Annotated in this window: 19 protein-coding genes; all 19 read right to left on the bottom strand. The window is 39.2% G+C overall.

The annotated features are described in order from the left end of the window. Positions 1–2: 2 nt before the first annotated feature. The gene (locus tag HMPREF1517_RS08250) at positions 3–683 is read right to left on the bottom strand and encodes an ABC transporter ATP-binding protein (protein WP_037601040.1); all 681 of its coding nucleotides are present in this window, start codon (positions 681–683) and stop codon (positions 3–5) included. After that, complete coding sequence (locus tag HMPREF1517_RS08255; protein WP_037601042.1) at positions 680–1255, bottom strand: TetR/AcrR family transcriptional regulator; 576 nt, start codon at positions 1253–1255, stop codon at positions 680–682. Before HMPREF1517_RS08255 ends, HMPREF1517_RS08250 begins: the two co-directional genes overlap by 4 nt. A 148-nt stretch (positions 1256–1403) precedes the next feature. Next, positions 1404–2327, bottom strand: coding sequence for an aldo/keto reductase (locus tag HMPREF1517_RS08260; RefSeq protein WP_037601046.1), 924 nt, complete (start codon positions 2325–2327; stop codon positions 1404–1406). Between the two features lie 264 nt (positions 2328–2591). Further along, positions 2592–3395, bottom strand: coding sequence for a DUF3169 family protein (locus tag HMPREF1517_RS08265; protein WP_014634712.1), 804 nt, complete (start codon positions 3393–3395; stop codon positions 2592–2594). Further along, positions 3392–3601 carry a helix-turn-helix transcriptional regulator gene (locus HMPREF1517_RS08270; protein WP_021143931.1) on the bottom strand — a complete coding sequence of 70 codons (210 nt, stop codon included), beginning with the start codon at positions 3599–3601 and terminating at the stop codon, positions 3392–3394. Before HMPREF1517_RS08270 ends, HMPREF1517_RS08265 begins: the two co-directional genes overlap by 4 nt. A 13-nt stretch (positions 3602–3614) precedes the next feature. Continuing rightward, entirely contained in the window at positions 3615–3917 is a 303-nt protein-coding gene (locus tag HMPREF1517_RS08275) for a hypothetical protein (RefSeq protein WP_037601049.1), read from the bottom strand. A 491-nt stretch (positions 3918–4408) separates the two neighbouring features. Further along, positions 4409–5011, bottom strand: coding sequence for a nitroreductase family protein (locus HMPREF1517_RS08280; RefSeq protein ID WP_037601052.1), 603 nt, complete (start codon positions 5009–5011; stop codon positions 4409–4411). Between the two features lie 136 nt (positions 5012–5147). Next, positions 5148–6002: a VOC family protein gene (locus tag HMPREF1517_RS08285; RefSeq protein ID WP_037601055.1), complete on the bottom strand. Its 855-nt coding sequence runs from the start codon at positions 6000–6002 to the stop codon at positions 5148–5150. Between the two features lie 133 nt (positions 6003–6135). Continuing rightward, on the bottom strand, positions 6136–6585 hold the full coding sequence (locus HMPREF1517_RS08290) for an Rrf2 family transcriptional regulator (protein WP_014634717.1): 450 nt from the start codon (positions 6583–6585) through the stop codon (positions 6136–6138). Positions 6586–6769: 184 nt separating this feature from the next. Further along, positions 6770–7633 carry an alpha/beta hydrolase gene (locus HMPREF1517_RS08295; RefSeq protein ID WP_013990361.1) on the bottom strand — a complete coding sequence of 288 codons (864 nt, stop codon included), beginning with the start codon at positions 7631–7633 and terminating at the stop codon, positions 6770–6772. After that, positions 7620–8912, bottom strand: a complete 1293-nt coding sequence (locus HMPREF1517_RS08300) for a PTS transporter subunit EIIC (RefSeq protein WP_037601057.1) — start codon at positions 8910–8912, stop codon at positions 7620–7622. Before HMPREF1517_RS08300 ends, HMPREF1517_RS08295 begins: the two co-directional genes overlap by 14 nt. A 187-nt stretch (positions 8913–9099) precedes the next feature. Continuing rightward, a complete protein-coding gene (locus HMPREF1517_RS08305; protein ID WP_037601061.1) occupies positions 9100–9732 on the bottom strand; it encodes a nitroreductase family protein in 633 nt (210 codons plus the stop codon). 90 nt (positions 9733–9822) lie between these two features. After that, positions 9823–10509 (bottom strand): YoaK family protein, encoded by a 687-nt coding sequence (locus tag HMPREF1517_RS08310; protein WP_037601064.1) that lies wholly within the window; start codon positions 10507–10509, stop codon positions 9823–9825. 144 nt (positions 10510–10653) lie between these two features. Beyond that, entirely contained in the window at positions 10654–10908 is a 255-nt protein-coding gene (locus HMPREF1517_RS08315) for a type II toxin-antitoxin system RelE family toxin (protein WP_002891280.1), read from the bottom strand. Next, a complete protein-coding gene (relB, locus tag HMPREF1517_RS08320; RefSeq protein WP_002891281.1) occupies positions 10898–11113 on the bottom strand; it encodes a type II toxin-antitoxin system RelB family antitoxin in 216 nt (71 codons plus the stop codon). The genes HMPREF1517_RS08315 and relB overlap by 11 nt, the downstream gene beginning before the upstream one ends. A gap of 133 nt (positions 11114–11246) precedes the next feature. Beyond that, positions 11247–12089: an aldo/keto reductase gene (locus HMPREF1517_RS08325; protein WP_037597980.1), complete on the bottom strand. Its 843-nt coding sequence runs from the start codon at positions 12087–12089 to the stop codon at positions 11247–11249. A 93-nt stretch (positions 12090–12182) separates the two neighbouring features. Continuing rightward, the gene (locus HMPREF1517_RS08330) at positions 12183–13349 is read right to left on the bottom strand and encodes a hypothetical protein (RefSeq protein WP_232219571.1); all 1167 of its coding nucleotides are present in this window, start codon (positions 13347–13349) and stop codon (positions 12183–12185) included. Between the two features lie 491 nt (positions 13350–13840). After that, a complete protein-coding gene (locus HMPREF1517_RS08335) occupies positions 13841–16858 on the bottom strand; it encodes a glycoside hydrolase family 2 TIM barrel-domain containing protein (protein ID WP_037601067.1) in 3018 nt (1005 codons plus the stop codon). Between the two features lie 3 nt (positions 16859–16861). Next, complete coding sequence (locus HMPREF1517_RS08340; protein WP_014632923.1) at positions 16862–18766, bottom strand: PTS sugar transporter subunit IIA; 1905 nt, start codon at positions 18764–18766, stop codon at positions 16862–16864. Positions 18767–18832 lie beyond the last annotated feature (66 nt).

The raw sequence follows: 18832 nt of genomic DNA on the forward strand, positions 1-18832 counted from the left end.
GCTTACCATCCAATCTCATAGGCAGTCTGAGGCTGATCATTGGTCACAACTTCGGTAATCTTGCCACTATTGACACGAATGATGGCTCTAGCCATATCCGCAATATTTTGGTTGTGCGTCACCATGATCAAGGTAAAGCCTAGCTTTTCCTTCAATTTCCAGATATAGTCCAGAATCTTGCGCCCTGTTTCTTCATCGAGGGCTCCCGTTGGCTCATCTAAGAAGAGAATCTCTGGCTTTTTAGCCAAGGCCCGAGCAATGGAGACTCTCTGCTGTTCCCCACCAGACAATTCACTCGGATACTTGTCCAGCTTATCGCCAAGCCCCAAATCCTCGATGATCTGCAAAAAATCATGATTGTTTGCCAAATCAGCTCCCATCTTTACATTCTGTCTGACCGTTAGATTCGGCAATAGATAATACTGCTGGAAAATAAAGGCAATCTTCTCACGTCTAAAAGCCGTCAATTGAGCATCCGTGAGATGTGATAAATCTTGTCCTTGAATGAGGATATGCCCTTCGTCTACCTTTTCTAAGCCTGATAACACGTTTAGGAGAGTCGATTTCCCTGATCCAGAAGGACCTAGTATAACCACATCATCCTGGTCTTGAATTTGCAAATCAATCCCTTTTAAAACCTTGGTTTGGCCATAGCTTTTGTGCACATTTTCTAGTTGAATCATTTCTTTCCTACCATTTCTTTGATGAGAGATTGACAAACCTCTGTCAGTAATCCAATCACTTCTTCCATGCTGAACTGGTAAATACCAGAAGCAACCATAGAGGCCATCCCGTGTGAGTAGATAAATAGATGCTGGTACAAGCGACCAGCCTCCTCTACAGTCAAAGGGTAGTCTGCAACAATCGAATCAAGAACCAATTGGTAACTATAATCCTTCATGGGAAGAAAATCTTGAAAACGACGAATCGGATCTTTGCTAGGATTTTGGAAAAGCAATTGAAAGAGTTGGGGCTCTTTTGAGGCGAAAAGGATATAAGCAACCCCGACAGATCGAAAAGGCTTCTCATCTTCTAAAGCCTTGCGAATATACTCCACCACTACCATCTCTGCAGCAACAATAACCTCTGCTTGTAACTCAGCCATATTAGCAAATTGCCCAAAAATGACTCTTGGTGTAGCTCCCAGTTTCTCCGCTAATGCTCTAGCTGTCAAACTAGACATGCCCTGTTCGCGTACCAATTGTAAAGCTGTCCCAATGATAGTCTCTTTACTAAATTTAACCTTGGGTGGCATAAGACTCCTTTCACGCAACATTCGTTGCGCAACATATGTTGCCTAAAAGATATCATAAAGAGGAAAGGCTTGTCAAGAAAAAACTGAAGACCACAAAACAAAAAACCAGACTACCGATAAGAGTGGAATCTGGTTTACTAACAAGATTCTAAGGCAAATCATTTCCCGCCGCCAGGTAGATTTGGTACCATTCCTTGCGTGTTAGGGTAACTTCTGCTGCTTTTCCTGCTTCAAGGACATGCTGGGGTTTGGTCGTTCCGATGACCGCCTGCATCTTACCAGGATAGCGGAGGACCCAGGCAAGGGCGATAGCTGTCGGTGTGACCTGGTATTTTTTCGCCAAGTCAGTAAGGACGTGATTGAGGGCTGCAAACTCTTCCTTGCCGACAAAATTCCCCTTGAAATAGCCATGCTGGAGGACAGACCAGGCCTGAATTACCGTATCGTTTAAGCGACAATACTCAAAGACACTGCCATCTCTCACAGCTGCTTTTGACCCTTCCATATTGACATGAAAACCAGCTTCAAAGCTCGGTGTAAAGGCAGCACTCAACTGCAACTGGTTGACCTTGAGAGGTTGTTTGACTGCGGTTTTGAGCAATTCCATCATCATAGGATTTTGATTGGATACCCCAAAATGACGGACCTTGCCAGCTTGCTCCAAGTGATTAAAGGCTTCTGCCACTTCTTCAGGTTCCATGAGGGCATCCGGTCGGTGAAGGAGAAGACTATCTAAACGCTCAATCTGCAGACGCTCGAGGATGCCATCAACGGAATCCAAAATATAATCTTTGGAAAAATCAAAATAGGTAAAGCCATCTTTGCGAATCCCACACTTGGACTGGATCCACATCTGGTCCCGAAGATTCGGACGACGCTTGAGAACCTTGCCCAGCAGGACCTCACACTGTCCATTTCCATAAATATCCGCCAGATCAAAGGTGTTGATTCCAATCGACAAGGCTGCCTCCACCAAGGCCTCCACCTCGTCTTCACTCAATTCGCTAATCCGCATCATTCCAAGGACTATCGTTGATAAACGCTCATTTTCAGCAAAATCAATATACTTCATCACTGCCTCCTTTTCTGTATCTCTATTGTAGTGAAAAGGGTTTCAAAAATCAATTGAGAATTAAAAGGCCCTCAGCATCAACTGAGGGCTTGGATGATTTACGATAGCTAGGTCACCTTTGATAGTCTCTCAGAATCCCTAAGATTCAAGACTGATAACACTCCCATTGATTGTATATAAAGAAATGGAAGATAAGATTTTCAATAAAAAGAGCTCTTTATCACTTCCAAAAGCTTTTACAGATTTCTAACATGGATGATACATTTATTCTTTATAATAACGTTTGGTAATCTTGTATTGTGAAATAAGGATATAAATATAGATGATGGATACAACACTCAAAGCCAAGAGGATATCCGTCTGGAAGGCAATCCCAATGATTAAAATTCCAATTAGCATGATAGGTAAGATATAATTACTTAACTTAACCACCACTTCGAAATTTTCCTCGTAGCTTATCTGTTTTTCTGCCTCATCCATCATACTCATCATAAATTCACGCACTTCCTTGGTATTGACATTGCGGGGAATTGGTTTTCCATAAAGCAGATGGAAGGTCTTGCGAAAGAAGATATCTGATAAGAAAAATAGGACAATCAAGACAAGAAAAAGATAGAGCATGGTAAAAGTTCCAAAGATAAAAGCTAAGTGCCCTGTGGAAGGTCTATCCATATACACCCATTGACTATAAAAGATGATGACTAAAAAGTATGGCAAGATCATGACTCCTTTAAAAATGGTCGCTAACCCAAACAGTTTTTTATTCTGGATGTCATAGTGATAGGCTTCCTCTTCGTCTTCTATCTGGAGCATTTTTTGATGGACTTTTCTCGCGCTTATTAGTAAGGCTATCGTGACCATAAACACGATAAGAAACAAAAGTATTGAGCCCAAAAGGAGTACTTCTATACTAAAGAAGGATTGGATTTCAAGGGGTTTTTCGGATCCGAACATGCCTGTCAAAAAACCAATGACTCCTCCAATCAAGCCGGAAACTGTGATGATTCCGACATTTCTCCAAAAACGATTACGTGGAGATCTTTTTTGTGGTTGCTTTTTCATAATCATTCCTCTTCCTCTACAAGACTAAAAACATTTTCCACAGGCTCTTTAAAAACCTGGGCGATGGTGATGGCAATAATAACCGAAGGGGTATATTCCCCCCGTTCCAAGAGACTGATGGACTGACGCGAGACCCCTGCTAGCTTAGCTAGCTCAGATTGGTTGAGCCCATCACGCGCCCTCAACTCTTTCAGACGATTTTTTAAGATCATGGCATCCGCCTCCTTATAGTTGAACACCCTGAATATCTTCGATACGGACTAATTTAGTTTCTCTTTGTTGTTTATTAATTTCACGACTCAATTTGACCCAATCTTCATCGATATCCATAATTTCATACTCGGTTCTAAATCCATTTACCGTAACCGTTTGTCCTTTTAATTCTTCTAAAAGTCTAGACATTTCTTGACTTCCTTTCAATTGTTTTTCCAATCGTCTGATGCGTCTGTTCAATCTTTTTATCTTCTTCTCTGAGCCCGTATAAATCAGAAACAGAAGTGGAATAAAAGATAGCCAAATATATTTCATCGTAATTTCTCTCCTTCCTTCGTCTAAAACTATTGTAACGCTTCTTTTTATTTTTGACAAGCATCTTTGTCAAAAATAAAAAGAACATTGTCAAAATTATTGAAAATAAAATATAAGTAGCTCACCTTTTCAAACCTTTTAATGTATCTCTCCTTCGATAAACGACTTGGAAAAATTGATGTGAAAGATACCGCTAAGAAAGTACCCAAAACCAAATAATTTTAGATACTCAGAGGTTTGGAGAACTGTCTTAACCTGAGCCTAAAAATAAAAAATCGAGGGCTCAAACTTTACTCATGAAACTTCGGAGAAGATCGCTGACATTTGCTATCACCTAAGGAAAGTTTCAAAATTCAAGCTATACATTTTCTTAGGCATTACTAGTTTTGAAATAGAAAAAACTAGCAAGATTCTTCAATCCTGCTAGTCATTTGTCTTATCAATATGATTTTGTTCAGTCAGTACAAAACCGACTGACTAAGTTAAGGTGATTATTTGTCGCCAAAAACTTTGAAACGGCCTTCTGTTTGGATGTCCTTATCTCCTGCTGGTGCGACGATTTGACCAAATGGTGCTTGGGCACGGAGCTTCCAGTTCGCTGGGATATCATATTTTTCAGCCAATTGGACATCAACAAGTGGGTTATAGTGTTGCACGTTCATGCCGATATTCTTCTCAGCCAAAGCCAACCATGTTGCATAAAGAGCGATTCCGTGACCTTGTTCTGACCAAATTGGGAAGTTATCTGCATAAAGTGGGAATTGCTCTTGAAGGCCTTTCACCACATCTTGGTCTTCATAGAAGAGAATTGTTCCCTTAGCTTGGGCAAAACCTTTCAAACGTTCTTTTGTTCCCTCGAAGGCTTCTGCCGGTGTCACTTTTTCAAGCTCAGAGTATGCAATCTCATTCCAGAAGGCATCTGATTCTTCATCCAGCAAGATCACCACACGTGATGTTTGTGAGTTAAAGGCTGTCGGTGTGTTAAGAACAGCCCCTTGAATGGTTTCAATCAATTCTTGGTTAGAGAGCTCAAGGTCTTTTCCCAAAGCATAAATTGAACGACGTTTTGTTTGTAAGTCTGTAAAGTAGGTCATAGTTATTCCCTCTTTCTTTGTGATGAATGTTAATTGTTAAAATTGTTAAGCTTATTTGTAATAACTTTGATTACAATAACCATTATAGACCTTTCAAATGTAATGTCAATAGTTACGACTCGAAAATCACTAATTATTAATATTTTTTTCTTACCCGTGTCAAAATACCATCATTATCCTCGAAGATTAACGCATTAGAAGATAACCATTTGACCTCTGCTCCACGATTCTTAGCACGTTCTGCTATGGTAATCAAATCTTCTTTGTCTTCTACTTCAAGGACGTAGTAGGCAAGACCAATCATCCCTTTGTCACGTTTGGCTAAGTTTTTGCCACCCCATTCATTGACAGCCAAGTGGTGATGGTAATCACCTGAAGCAATCCAACTAGCACTTGAAATGGTAAACTTATCTGCCAGCTCCAAAACATCCTGATAGAAAGCCGTTGCTAGCTGACTATCTTTGACCGATAAATGAATATGCCCCATACGAGTATCCTTAGCTATCACAAAAGGCTCAACTTTGCGTCCCATCTCGTAAATTTCTTGGGCTGAGAGTTCTTCTGTTACCCCAACAATGCGACCATCCTCACGAATATCCCATTCAGCAACAGGCTTGTCTCTATAAAGCTCAATACCATTGCCCTCAAGGTCTTCCAAATAAAGAGCTTCACTATAACCGTGGTCAGCTGCACCAACAAAAGGATAGTCCAGCTCGGCGATATGTTTGAAAACATCAGCTAGATCCTCGCGAGACGGTAACAAAATCGCCATATGGTAAAGACCATAACTGGACTTGACCTCCTCCTCACGATTGGTTTCAATCAAGTGGACCAAGGGCTTGTTTCCAGCTCCCAAGATAACTTCTGTTTCCGTTTGGGAGAGGATTTCAAGACCTATAATCTGTGAATAAAAGGCAGTCTGACCAGCCAAATCCTTCACATTGAGTACCGCTTCTGCGAGGTAAATCTTACTATTGTAATCGTATGTCATCTGATTTTCTCCTATGTTGTAATCTTTTATATGACAATATTATACTTGGTTAGATTGTAATGTCAATTATTACAACTTGCAAATAAAAAAAGAAACCGAAAACTTTCGATTCCTCTATTTGCTGACTAAACAATCAAGCTCCAGCTTCTTTCCAGTTTACCTTGGCATCTTTTAAAATACCAGCCAAGGTTTTCTTTTCAAGCTCTTTTTCCATTGCCATTTGAACATCTTCTAAGCTCTGATCCAAAATCCCATGAATATTTCGTCCTACTGGACAGGCTGGGTTAGGATTGTCATGGAAACTAAAGAGTTGACCACTTGGGCCGATGCTATCCACAGCACGATAAACCTGAAGAAGGTTAATTTCTTCTGGGTCCTTGAGCAAGCTAGCTCCACCTGTTCCCCTTTGAACTGAAATTAAGTCTGCTTTCTTTAGTTGAGACAAGGTTTTGCGGATAATAACAGGGTTAACTCCCACACTACCAGCCATAAAGTCACTGGTTAACTTAGTTTCATTTCCCTTATTTTGTGCTATAAGAGTCAAAATATGAACGGCAATGGTAAAGCGACTTGGAATTTGCATATTTGGGACCTCTCATTCTTCTTTGCTATTTTACTTGATTATAACAAAAAGAAAGTTGTAAAACAAGGAGTTACAACAACTTGAGTAGTCAATCTTATCACTAAAAAAGATAGAGCCATCGTAGACTCTATCTGATTGTGTTTGATGATAAACAACTAGAACTGATAAGCTATATTATTCTCGCTTACTGAGGCTCTAGTTGGGTCTTTTGTTTCTTACGGACACCCTGCCCCTCAATATGCTGTTTGACCAGATCCACAACTTCATCATTGGTTGGCAAGTCCGAGTGCTGAGCATCTTCACCTGTAACCGTAATTTCAGTATAGCTCTTTGCTTGGTTCTGATAGATATATTTCCCAGCGGACACACTGGCATCAGGCACCAACTCGTCCGAATCATAAGTGATAGTTCCTGCTACCGAATAGACATGTAGGGTGGACGGAATATTCTTCTTGCCAGCTATGAAATCCGCAAGCATGACTGATTTATTTTTGATATTGGTTTCAGTGAAATTATAGGGCGTCCCGATAGTCATGAGTGAGTTTATCTTAACATCATAGTCACTCAGATAATTTTCAATAAAGGCTGTATAAATCAGACCACCATTGGAATGGGCCAGACCTTTAAAATTATTGAAATTGTATTTATTCTGCAAGGCTTCAAAGGCCTGATTCATCATCTTAGCCTGTTTCTTGATATTACTATAGCCATCTTTGTTATTTTCAAATCCGATAACAATGACTGGTTCGTTGTCCTTAGCCTTGATTTTGCCCTCAAAGGTAATACGACCATTGTTCCAAACCTTGACCTTGAGGAGGCTATGCTTAACCCCATGACGGTCTTGATTGAGCTTACGTACCAAGCCATCAAAACGATTTTCTGTAGCAGAACTCCCTGGAATCATGATAATAGGAGACAATTTTGAATTGTAGAAAGTCTCGATTTCCTTGACATTTTTCCTAGTCCAACTATAAGACGGAACAGCCAAACCAATGAGAAAGACCGCAACAAGGATAAAGGCCAACTTCGTTTTTTTACTGAACTTCATTGCTTTCTCCCTCCTCTTTCAAACCGTGTTGCACCTTATTAGACAGATGAACAAAGGGAATAAAGATAGCAACATCAACCGCAAAACAGAGCAGACTAACAGCAAGTGCCCGCAGGCTACCACCAGTTCCAATAAAGGCGTAAAGAAGGCTCGGCGTACCATCTGGTACAGGGTAAACCGCCGCAGGCATGAGGCGAATAGCCAGAGCCACCGCTGCTATTCCCATATTGACCATAGGTGCTAGAAGAAAAGGAATCAGATAAACCAGATTTAGTAAGACTGGTATCCCTACCATCAAGGGGGCCCCATTATTAAAGAGGCTAGGGAAAACACTAAGAAGACTAACCTTCTTGTCCTTAAAGCTTGTTGATTTTAAAAGTAGAGCCACCAAGAGAGCCAGACCTGATCCAATACCAGCCACCAAGCCGTAACTATGATAAAGATTTGTTAGCGTATAAAGGTGGGGAAGCCCAGTCGTCGTATGATGGGAAACAGCATAGGTCAAATTTTCCAAGGCAAAACTATCCTCGGCAATTGAATTTAGGGCAAAAGCCTGACTATTTCCAATCCAAGCAGAAAAAGTGTTCAAAAGTCCCATCATAAAGGTTGAGAACAGGTGATTATCAGTTACAGTAAAGGTAGAGGTAACCTGCCTAATCGTCAGAAAAACATTATCTTGCTCTCCAATCACAAAGAGAATGTTAAGTCCAATAGCTAAAATGAGTGACAAAAAAATGGGACGGACGGTCTTTGGTTGATAAATATAGTCCTTGTCCACAATCTGATCATCACTAGCTCTTGAAAAGCGAAAAATCTGGCCAACCAGATAGCCCACAAAGATAGCCAACATAATGTTGATTGAAGCCGGTAAATTGATGCGAGTCAAAACACCATCGTTTAGCGGTGACAGCAACAGCTCCTGCGATCCTATAATTAAGCTAACCAAAAGGGATGTCACACCAGCTGTACCAGTACTTCTACCATAGTGACCAGCTGTGTATTTTCCTGCAAAGTAGGTTGATAAGGGCCCAGCTAAGCCACCAAGAAAGTTGGAAAGATTAATGAGCACCTGCCCAGTTATCTTAAAGGCCGGTAACCAGTCAGAAACTGAAAACAATTGATTAATATAACCAAGCTCCGAAAAGACAGATAGTGAAATCACCCGAATAATTCCTGAAAATAGGAAAAAGGGAAAGAGCGAAACCAAAGTTTTCTGCGTAATTTGGACGAAGCCTCGCTCACGAAACCAGAGAAACCTCTGGACCAAATAGTTTGTCATAAAAGACTCCTAGTAAAAGGCAAAATAAACTTTACATTCAACGTTTTTCTTCATTATAACACAAAGGAAAAGGACTTACCTTAATCATGGGTTAAAGCAACTACCTAATCTTACTAAAAACACTTAGCTATCTTTTAATACAAAAAACCGTAAGCCTCCACTTCCGAGACTTACGGTCAATTATTTATTAAGCAAAAGCCGTCACATCAGAGGCATCCAGACGAACAGACTCAAAGCCTTCTTCATTGGCTTTCCCAAGAGCAATGAGCAAAACTGGTACATGACGGTCTTCATCAAGTCCAAAGGCTTTGGCAAGCCCATCTTTTTTATAACCACCAATGGCATTAGTATCGTAACCATAAGAACGAGCGACCAACATCAACTGCATGGCAGCCAGACTAGCATCAATATGAACAATTTCATTCATGACATCTCTAGGAGCATTTTCATACATTGGTACAATGCTTGACAGTTGTTTTTCTTTGACTTCTTCAGGCATTTTTCCTTGAGCAACAGCCTTACCGTAGATTTCTTCTGCTCTTTCTTGGCTCTTCAAATCGGCAAAAATAAGGACCATGGCTGATGATGTTTCATTTTGCACACCATTGTAGCTGACGAAAGGTGTCAATTTTTCCTTGCCCTCTTCGCTATCAACGACGACAAAACGCCAAGGTTGCATGTTGACTGATGATGGTGCTGTAACAGTCTTATCTAGGATTTCCAACAGTTCTTCTCGCGGAATCTTAACAGATGGATCAAAGTTACGAATGGAACGACGATTATAAACGATATCTGAAAAATCATTGCTTACTACAGGCATCTTATGTCTCCTCTTTTTGATTAAATGAAAATAATATAATCAAAATTATAACACAAGACAATTGTTATCAAAAATATTTGCTACAGACGACTAAAGATTAGTTTCCTTGAGTCCTAGTCGTTTCACTTCAGATGAATAGTAAACCATGATGGTAATTAGACTGAGTGTGATTACCCAGATTGACTTAAGGTGCACAAAATGCATCAGAACGGCTGAGACGATAGCGCCAACGACAAAGCTCCCTACGATAAAGCTATAATTGACAGCCTGACGACGATATTCTCTCTGATCACCACTTCCCTGAATGGCATAATAGAGGGCCGTTAACATCCTTCGATAATTTCCTGAGGTCATAAAAATCACGAAGGGATGATTCTCAATCTGACTGCCAGTAAAAGTCTTCATCATGATACCTGCAGAAAAAGCGATAATCGGGAGCTCAATCAAGGCATTTGAAGGTAGAAAAGGCAGGATAGCTGTCATCACACAAAGTGGAAGCAGACCATAAACTCGCCAATAGGCATTCTTACGCTGGTCTTTAAACCACATGCCAAAAAGAAAGCCTAAAGAAAAGAATAAGATTGAAAAGCAACGCAACAAGTTATAGTACATACTACTGTTCTGCCAGTCAGAGACCAAGAGAAGGATATTCCCAGTCTGTGTAGCAACCAAACTATGATAGTACACATGACAAAAGACATCCAAAGCCCCTCCCGAGAAACTCAACAAATTAGCCATCAGACGCGTATTTTGAGGAAGAAGGTTCCGCGATTCCATAGCATAACTTCCCTTCTAATAGTAATGGATATGATAGCCTTATTATAGCAAATTCGGGCACACACAGTATAAAAAAGCAACCCTAACGAGTTGCTTCTATCCTATTAAAAATTAACGGAACCTAGGACATTCTATGTCTTGATACTAATAGATATCACGTCTATGACCGACTTCGAGGGCAAGTATGATTAGTTCACTATCCTGAATATTGACAATAACACGATAAGCACCAACACCATAACGCCATTGGCCTGTTCGATTAGCAACTAAGGCCTTGCCCTTAGCTCTTGGATTCTCTGTCACACGATTGAGATAAGCCTTAATTTGTTTTCTGACGAAGGGATCTAACTTTTTAAAACTTTTGGCAAATTTAGGGGTTGGTATTATCTTATAGGTCATCCCAATTTAACACCTCCCCACCGTTTTCTAGATAGACTTCATATTCTGCCAAAGCCAAATCGGCTACTCTAGCATCGTATTCATCCTCAATGGCTTCTAAAGTTTTGGTACGAATTAATTCTGACAAGGATACCCCTTCAAATTTCGCAATTGCCTGCATGAACTTCTTATCTGCTTCTGAAACTTTCAATGTAATTGTTGTCATATCCTTAACCTCGTTCTCTTTTGTAACACCATTGTATTACCACTCCTTCTTTTTGTCAATTTTGATAATAGATTCAAACTTTTATTCGTAAAACAATAGAAAAAGCAACCCTAACGAGTTGCTTGCAATCCTATTAAAAATTAACTGTATCAGGATCATCCTGAGTCTTAATGCCTTGAATCTTATCCAAGACTGCCATATCTTCCTCTGACAAATCAAAGTCAAAGATATCCAAGTTGGCTTCGATATTTTTTGGTGTCAATGACTTAGGTAGTGGCAAGAAACCTTTTTGAAGGCTCCAACGTAGGGCAACTTGAGCAACAGATTTTCCGTTACGTTCAGCCACTGCTTCAACGTCCTCATTCCCAAAAATACTACCAGTTCCTAGTGGGCTATAGGCTTCAAGAAGAATGTCACGCTCTTGGCAATAGGCAACCAAATCTTCTTGGGCACAACCTGGAGCCAAGAGAATTTGATTAACATGGGGCACAATTTCAGCCGTTTCAAGGAGGGCTTGAAGGTGATGTTGCATAAAGTTAGACACACCGATAGCACGCACCTTACCTTCTTTGTAGGCCTCTTCCATTGCCTTCCAAGCACCTGCATTGCCAACCTTCCAAGCATCATTCTCACGAAGAGCCTTTGGATTAGGCCAATGGATGAGCAAAAGATCCAAATAATCCACACCTAGTCTTTCGAGCGACTCATCAATAGAGGCTTTAGCCAATTCGTAATCGTGCTTGTCATTCCAGAGTTTAGTCGTTAGGAAAATATTCTCACGAGCCACATCACTATCAGCAATCGCCTTACCTACAGAAACCTCGTTACCGTAGATTTGTGCTGTATCAATATGTGTGTAACCCGCCTTAAGTGCGAAACTAACGCTATTGTAAGCTTCTTCCCCTTCTGGAATCTGCCAAGTCCCAAAACCAATTTTAGGAATTTTAACGCCATTTGAAAGTGTATAAGTTTCCATCCTGTTCTCCTTTTCAAATTGTAATAGAACTATCTTAAAAGATATGAGATAAAAATGCAAAGATTTGCTACGGCTTGTTTGATGAATAGTTCCTTACTTCTTTTTCCGCTTCTTTTTATAGACAACACCATTTTCTTTAAGGATTTTCATGCTCACCTTTCCAACTCCTCTAATCGCTGCTACTTCCTCTTCCGTTTTCTTTTTAAAATCTTTAAAATCTATTAAGCCATGTTGACGAAGTATACGCTCCACACTTATTGAAAGACCTTGGAGGGCTTTGCTTTGTTCTATACTTTTTTCCAATTCTCTAATTAGTTTGTGCAATTCTGGATTTTTCTTTTTCGCAACATGTCTTTGTGGACGTTTTACACGATATTTTTCGATTAACCAAGTAAAATAATATTCTGACTGGGACAGATCAACGACTTGATTAAAAACCATCAAAAGACTTTTCATACTATTGGCTTCAAATAAGATAGGGTTGACTTTAAGCGTTTCGGCAACTAGACGCTCGTCATCACCTTGTTCAATCATTTTTAAATAATTTTCGAACTCTGGATTTTTTGCATAGAGAAAATCAAAATAGAAATCCGCATCCTCAATATGTCCCGTCATTAGAGAGACCGTCATCATTGGTACTATCATCAAATCTTCTTCGTGATATTCCATTTGCTCACATTCGAAAAAGTTTTTAGCCTTATCATAGTCCTCCAGATTACAATAGGTAGCCATCAATTCGTAACGGACTCCCATGTGATCCTGAACATCTATCTCTAGAATCTCTTCAAATTCCTTAATAGCAAACCGCTTCATACTGTTGCTTAAATAAAATTTAGCAAGATTATACTTCAAAGACAAATAAGGACGCTCGTCAAGATTAGCCCAGCCCATTTTTGGACCTTGATCCCACTTGGACCTTTGCTCTTTTTCTAAAGCAATTAGGCCTTTTAGATGTTCAAGTGGACTTTGAAAAGTTAAGAGCATCTGCTTAGCATCAAGATTTTCAGGATCTAGTTTTAAAGCTTCTGTCAAAAATTCCTGACTTCTCGAAGGATCTTCCTCGTGATAATGATAAGCCTCTTCAATGAGTTTCCAAGCTCTCTCCTGCTTTGAATCAGGGGAAGTGATCTCATCAAAAAGCCCTTGGTTGTATTGTCTTGCAAAATCTTCAAGAGCCATGTCCACACTGAGATACTCTGTAATATGTTCTTCTAAGAATGCTTCTGCTTTTTTTGTGAAGTCTTCAAAAGATGATGTCATCAATCTTCTCCAATCTATGTTTATTTCTCTATCTACTATTGTATACGTTTTCATAGAACATTACTATATTCTAAGTGAAATCAACAACCTCTTAAATTTTTATTGACAAAAATAGTCGCCAATCACAATACAGATAAGAATCCATAGAGTCTTATTTTGGGACATCTAAACTCAAAGTTGTATACTTATATTAGATAGAGTGCCATTGGACGATTAACGTCAAGGCATAATCTTCAAGTTTCATTTAAAGCTACAAAAAATCATTAACGCCTTGGGAGTGGTTTAGTCCCTTCTCTATATCAATAACTTTAACTCACTTTTTCATAATTTTACTTGACCACTCCCATTTTTAAAGGAATTGAAAACTGAGTTATATTTTAAAAGGAAACAGAGGTCTGTTTCCTTTTTTCTTACTTCAAACCATGACAAAAGGAAACCCTTTCGAGTTTCCTTTATCAAATATATCGTTGGAGGCAAAGTCCAATAATACTTTAGTTGAGTGGTTCAATCACGAAGCTCAATTGATAGCTATCTGCTGAGCTAACCAAGAATTCGTCATGAACTGGAGCACCCCATGAGTCGTCACCACCGACACCCATTTGAGCAGCAAGAACTTTAATCCATGTAGCATCAGATTCTTGCAACTCATATTGATGACGAGCATTTTCAATTTGTTCAGTACTGTTACGCAAAGCACTGAATTCGAATGCCTGATTAAGTGCGGTGAATTTAAGACCATTGTGATTATCATCAGATACCGTAAATTCACGAGTACCATAGTGATTACCAGATTCTTGTGGCATTAGATATGGAGCAAATGTCTTTTCAACAGAAGTTTCATAGCGACCAAGATAGGCACCAGGAAGTTTATCAAGGTAACTTTCTTCTGCACCGTATCCATAATAGCTAAGGTTTCTAAATTGTGAACCAATCGCAAATTCTAGACCAAATTCAGGGAAGTTTGGCAAACCTGCTTTACCATTATAGTTTGCAGTAACAAAGATTCTACCTTTGCAGTCAACTTGATAAGTTACTTTAACTTCGACATCAGACAAGCCTGGCAATTCATGAACATAAGTCACTTTAACAGAGTCATCTTCGATTTGAATTTGAGTATCTGTAACTTTACTATAGTTTCCAGCAACTTTCCAGCCTGCCATTTCGAATGGATATCCAGCACCGCGATCATTGTCAGTGTAAGCACGAGTAAAGTTAAGTTTAGGACCTTTCTCAATGAATTCAACACCGTTATATTTAACAGATACTAGCGTATTTTGTGCACGTGAAAGCAAGATAGAGAAGTTTTGTCCTTGAATTCCGATGTTGAAGTCGCCTTCAACAACATTCAAAGGTGCCTTAACTGGTGTTTCAGTGCTAATCTTTTCAGCAACATATTGACCACGAACAATTTCATGTCCTTTTGGAGCCCATTCAGTTGCTTCCTTCTGAACACAAGCCACTTCGTAAATTCTTTCAGCATTTGAAGCTCCAACAGCGAATTCTACTGGGAATGTTGCTTCTTCACCTGGTTTAACATCAAAGTGATATTCACTTTCACTAACTTTTCTACCATCTTCGTAAACTCTAGCTAGGAAAGTATAAGCAGAAAGATCTTCGAAGACATTATCATTCTTGATAGTTACTGATTTTTCATCAACAGCAATCTTAATATTAGAGTAAAGATGTTTAACTGTTTGAAGTTTTGGAGTTAGGGTACGATCTGCGAAGACAATACCATTTCCACAAAATTCGTAGTCAGAAGGTCTATCATGCCAGTCACCACCATATGATAGGAATTCGCTACCATTTGGAAGTGGTTTGTAAATAGCCTGGTCAATGAAGTCCCAAATAAATCCACCTTGGTATTCTGGATATTTCTCTAAGTCAGTGTAGAGTTTCAATCCACCACCAGAGTTACCCATTGTGTGCATGTATTCACATGAAATATAAGGTTTTTGAGGATTGTTAGTGAGGTATTCTTCAATATCAGCTGGTTTCGCATACATACGACTTTCGATGTCTGTAATGTAATCAAATTCACGACACCATGTAACACCTTCATAGTGAACTGGACGAGTATTGTCAACACTACGGAAGTAATCAGCCATGTCAGCAATATCTTTACCAGCATATGATTCATTACCACAAGACCAAATGATAACACTAGCATGGTTCTTATCACGTTGGAACATGTTATTGGCACGATCCAAACAAGCAGGCAACCATTCTGGTTCACTAGCTGGGATATTCCATGAAGGTTCGCTTAGACCAAGTTTTTGCCATGTACCGTGTGTTTCAAGGTTGGCTTCATCGATAACATAAAGTCCATATTCATCACACAATTCATACCAACGTGTTTGGTTAGGATAGTGAGAAGTACGAACAGCATTGATGTTATGTTGTTTCATCACTTTGATATCCCAAAGCATATCTTCTTCAGTGATACAACGTCCTGTTCTAGCGTTAAATTCGTGTCTGTTAACCCCTTTAAAGACAATTCTCTTACCATTCAAAAGCATGAGTGTATCTTTAATTTCAAAGTGTCTAAATCCAACTTTAACTGGAACGACTTCAACAACTTGGTCATCATCCAAAACATGAAGGGTCAAATTGTAAAGTTTAGGACTTTCAGCACTCCAAGGTTTGATTTTCAGATTTTCAAGACTTACAGATAGTTCACCGTCACCATTAACAGATGCATCACCTTCTGTAACGATGCCTTCATGATCTGAAAGAACATATTTAATTTTCTTATCTTCGTAATCTCCAACAGTCTTCAAATCAATATCCAATTGACCTGCTTTTGTTTGGTAATCATAATCTCCCTTAACAAAGAGATCTTGAACGTGAACTTTTGGAATAGCGTACAAGTAAACATCTCTGAAAATACCGTAAAGTCTCCAGAAGTCTTGGTCTTCCAACCAGCTTGCTGTAGAGTAACGATAAACAGCTACCGCCAACTTGTTATCACCTTCAACAAGGTAATCACTAATTTCAAATTCACTAGGTGTAAATGAGTCTTCACTGTATCCTACGAAGTTACCATTGACCCATACAAAGATGGAAGTGGCAACCCCTTGGAATGAGATAAATACTTTTTTATCTTTTAATGCATCATTCAAGGTAAAATGTTTAACGTATGATGCAACAGCATTTGATTCTTGAGGAACTTGAGGTGGACGAAGGAATTCTTTACCATCCCAAGGATATTGGGTATTCACATATTGTGGAGAACCAAAACCTTGAAGCTCTAAATGACCTGGTACATTGATGAAATTCAAATCAGTTTCATCAAATTCTGTTTTATAAAAGTCTTTTAAAACTTGATTTGTATTCTGAGCATAGTGAATTTTCCATTTTCCATTAAGAGATTGTCTTAACTTCATCTCCCCTTCAGAAAATTCTGCAAGAGATTCAAAATACTTATGATCTGAGTGAGCGTCAACAGTATTAACGCTAACAATCTTTGGATCGTTTAAGTAAGTTTGAATTTTTTCAGTCGTGTTCATAGATTATTCTCCTTTTTTGAAGGTAATAACTTCAGACAAAGCTTCTACCTTTTCTCCAACTTCTTGTTCAAGATGGAAAGCACTGAATTTTTCTGAATTGGTTACAGTGACAAGTACTGTGTCATCAAGACCGTTTTTCTCAATAATTGGTGACCAGAACTCAAGAAGTTTTTGTCCAACTTCAACACGATCACCTTGTTCTACGTAACTAATGAACCCTTCACCTTTAAGTTTAACTGTTCCGATACCAACGTGGATAAGAACAATGACACCATCTTCACTTTCAATACCAACTGCATGGCGAGTAGGAAGAACTTGACGAATGGTACCACTAATTGGTGCAAAGACAGCTCCATCAGTAGGTTTAATGGCGAAACCTTTACCCATGCTACCTGAAGCAAAGTGTTCATCATTAACACTTGAGAGGTCAACCAAATGGCCAGTTGTAGGGTTTACAAGAGATACGACGTTAGCTTTAACTTCATTTTCAGAAGTTGCTACGCTAAAGCGATGTTCCAATTCTTCAACAATTTCAGCGTGACGTGCTTCAGTCAAAGTGATTTTACGAGCAATAATGAAGGCTCCGATAAGCATTGCTGCTGCTGGGAAACCAAACATGCTAAGCTTAAAGATAGACTGTTGATGTGTTGTAATTGTTGATGCTGAGGCACCTGTTGTCATACCAGCAGCTACGGCAATTGTAGAAACAAGCCAGTTTGACATCGCACCACCAAGTTTATCAACAAGTGGACGAACTGACAAAGTAAGTGATTCATCACGGTGTCCCAATTTCCATTGACCATATTCTACTGAGTCAGAGATAATCATGAGGATAACAAGGAACACAAGAGGTTGTGGAATAAAGAAGAGTTCAGCAGCAGTCAAGATCATTGGAAGTGATGTTCCTGCAATACTAAAGATTCCGATACCACCGAGCATTACTGCAATACATCCATAGAACAAACGTTTACGGTTGAATTTACCAGCTAGGCTAGGGAAGAGTGAAACTGAAACCAAACCAACAACTGTATTCAATCCGTAAAGGATTGAGTATTTCCCTGGATCACCAAGGATAAATGTGAAGTAAAAAAGTTGAAGAGCATTAAGTGTATTAATACCAAGACCATAGAACCAATATCCGAGAGACAACCACATCAATTGGTCGTTTTTACCAAGAACTTTAAAGACTTGTTTAAGGCTAGTTTTTTCTTTGTTATCACGAAGTTTTGACTCAACTTCACGTGTACCAATACCAACAGCAATTGATGTAATCACACCAATGAGAGCAACGATAAATGCAAACCAGAACCATCCAGATTTATCTCCAGAGCCACTACTGTTCGTCATAGAGAAGAACAAAACGATTGGCATGATGGCAACACCTACAATATTGGCACCAATCGTAGAACCAATACGGGCAAAAGTTGCCATTTTTTCACGTTCATGACTGTCAAGAGACAAGGCAGGAATCATTGACCAGAAACCGATATCTTTAATTGAGTAGAAGACATCCATTACAAGGTAGATAATTCCGAAAAGTACAAGGTACAAGAAAGGATTTGTTTTATTCAAACCACCTAAATCGGTGAAGAGAAGCAACAAGGCGATAGAACTGATGATACCACCACCAACTACCCATGGTTTGAATTTACCATACTTAGTATGAGTGTTATCAATCATGTTACCGATCAATGGATCGATAAATACTTCCAAGATACGCAAAATAGCGATGATGTTAGTAATTAATAGTACGTAGTGACTATTTTGCTTTGGATCACCTGTGTTAAACAAGTGAGTTGTCACAAACATGATAAAGTATGTTGACAACGTTGCATAGAAGACGTCGTTACCAAAAGCACCAGCTGAATAGGATAGACGAGACTTCATTTGACCTTTAGATTTTCCCATTACGAAAACCTCCTGTTAGTTGTTTTTTGAATACGCTTACATTATATAAGTATTAGTTTAAATCGT

The sequence above is a fragment of the Streptococcus sp. ACS2 genome (genome assembly GCF_000525585.1).
Classification (GTDB): domain Bacteria; phylum Bacillota; class Bacilli; order Lactobacillales; family Streptococcaceae; genus Streptococcus.

Excerpts from the sequence above, each read along its gene's own strand:
- HMPREF1517_RS08300 (WP_037601057.1), bottom strand. The coding sequence starts at position 8,912 with ATGACAAACTATTTGGTCCAGAGGTTTCTCTGGTTTCGTGAGCGAGGC.
- HMPREF1517_RS08265 (WP_014634712.1), bottom strand. The coding sequence starts at position 3,395 with ATGATTATGAAAAAGCAACCACAAAAAAGATCTCCACGTAATCGTTTT.
- HMPREF1517_RS08290 (WP_014634717.1), bottom strand. The coding sequence starts at position 6,585 with ATGCAAATTCCAAGTCGCTTTACCATTGCCGTTCATATTTTGACTCTT.
- HMPREF1517_RS08270 (WP_021143931.1), bottom strand. The coding sequence starts at position 3,601 with ATGATCTTAAAAAATCGTCTGAAAGAGTTGAGGGCGCGTGATGGGCTC.
- HMPREF1517_RS08315 (WP_002891280.1), bottom strand. The coding sequence starts at position 10,908 with ATGACCTATAAGATAATACCAACCCCTAAATTTGCCAAAAGTTTTAAA.
- HMPREF1517_RS08275 (WP_037601049.1), bottom strand. The coding sequence starts at position 3,917 with ATGAAATATATTTGGCTATCTTTTATTCCACTTCTGTTTCTGATTTAT.
- relB (WP_002891281.1), bottom strand. The coding sequence starts at position 11,113 with ATGACAACAATTACATTGAAAGTTTCAGAAGCAGATAAGAAGTTCATG.
- HMPREF1517_RS08295 (WP_013990361.1), bottom strand. The coding sequence starts at position 7,633 with ATGAAGTTCAGTAAAAAAACGAAGTTGGCCTTTATCCTTGTTGCGGTC.
- HMPREF1517_RS08330 (WP_232219571.1), bottom strand. The coding sequence starts at position 13,349 with ATGACATCATCTTTTGAAGACTTCACAAAAAAAGCAGAAGCATTCTTA.
- HMPREF1517_RS08325 (WP_037597980.1), bottom strand. The coding sequence starts at position 12,089 with ATGGAAACTTATACACTTTCAAATGGCGTTAAAATTCCTAAAATTGGT.
- HMPREF1517_RS08255 (WP_037601042.1), bottom strand. The coding sequence starts at position 1,255 with ATGCCACCCAAGGTTAAATTTAGTAAAGAGACTATCATTGGGACAGCT.
- HMPREF1517_RS08335 (WP_037601067.1), bottom strand. The coding sequence starts at position 16,858 with ATGAACACGACTGAAAAAATTCAAACTTACTTAAACGATCCAAAGATT.
- HMPREF1517_RS08340 (WP_014632923.1), bottom strand. The coding sequence starts at position 18,766 with ATGGGAAAATCTAAAGGTCAAATGAAGTCTCGTCTATCCTATTCAGCT.
- HMPREF1517_RS08310 (WP_037601064.1), bottom strand. The coding sequence starts at position 10,509 with ATGGAATCGCGGAACCTTCTTCCTCAAAATACGCGTCTGATGGCTAAT.
- HMPREF1517_RS08260 (WP_037601046.1), bottom strand. The coding sequence starts at position 2,327 with ATGAAGTATATTGATTTTGCTGAAAATGAGCGTTTATCAACGATAGTC.
- HMPREF1517_RS08285 (WP_037601055.1), bottom strand. The coding sequence starts at position 6,002 with ATGACATACGATTACAATAGTAAGATTTACCTCGCAGAAGCGGTACTC.
- HMPREF1517_RS08250 (WP_037601040.1), bottom strand. The coding sequence starts at position 683 with ATGATTCAACTAGAAAATGTGCACAAAAGCTATGGCCAAACCAAGGTT.
- HMPREF1517_RS08280 (WP_037601052.1), bottom strand. The coding sequence starts at position 5,011 with ATGACCTACTTTACAGACTTACAAACAAAACGTCGTTCAATTTATGCT.
- HMPREF1517_RS08305 (WP_037601061.1), bottom strand. The coding sequence starts at position 9,732 with ATGCCTGTAGTAAGCAATGATTTTTCAGATATCGTTTATAATCGTCGT.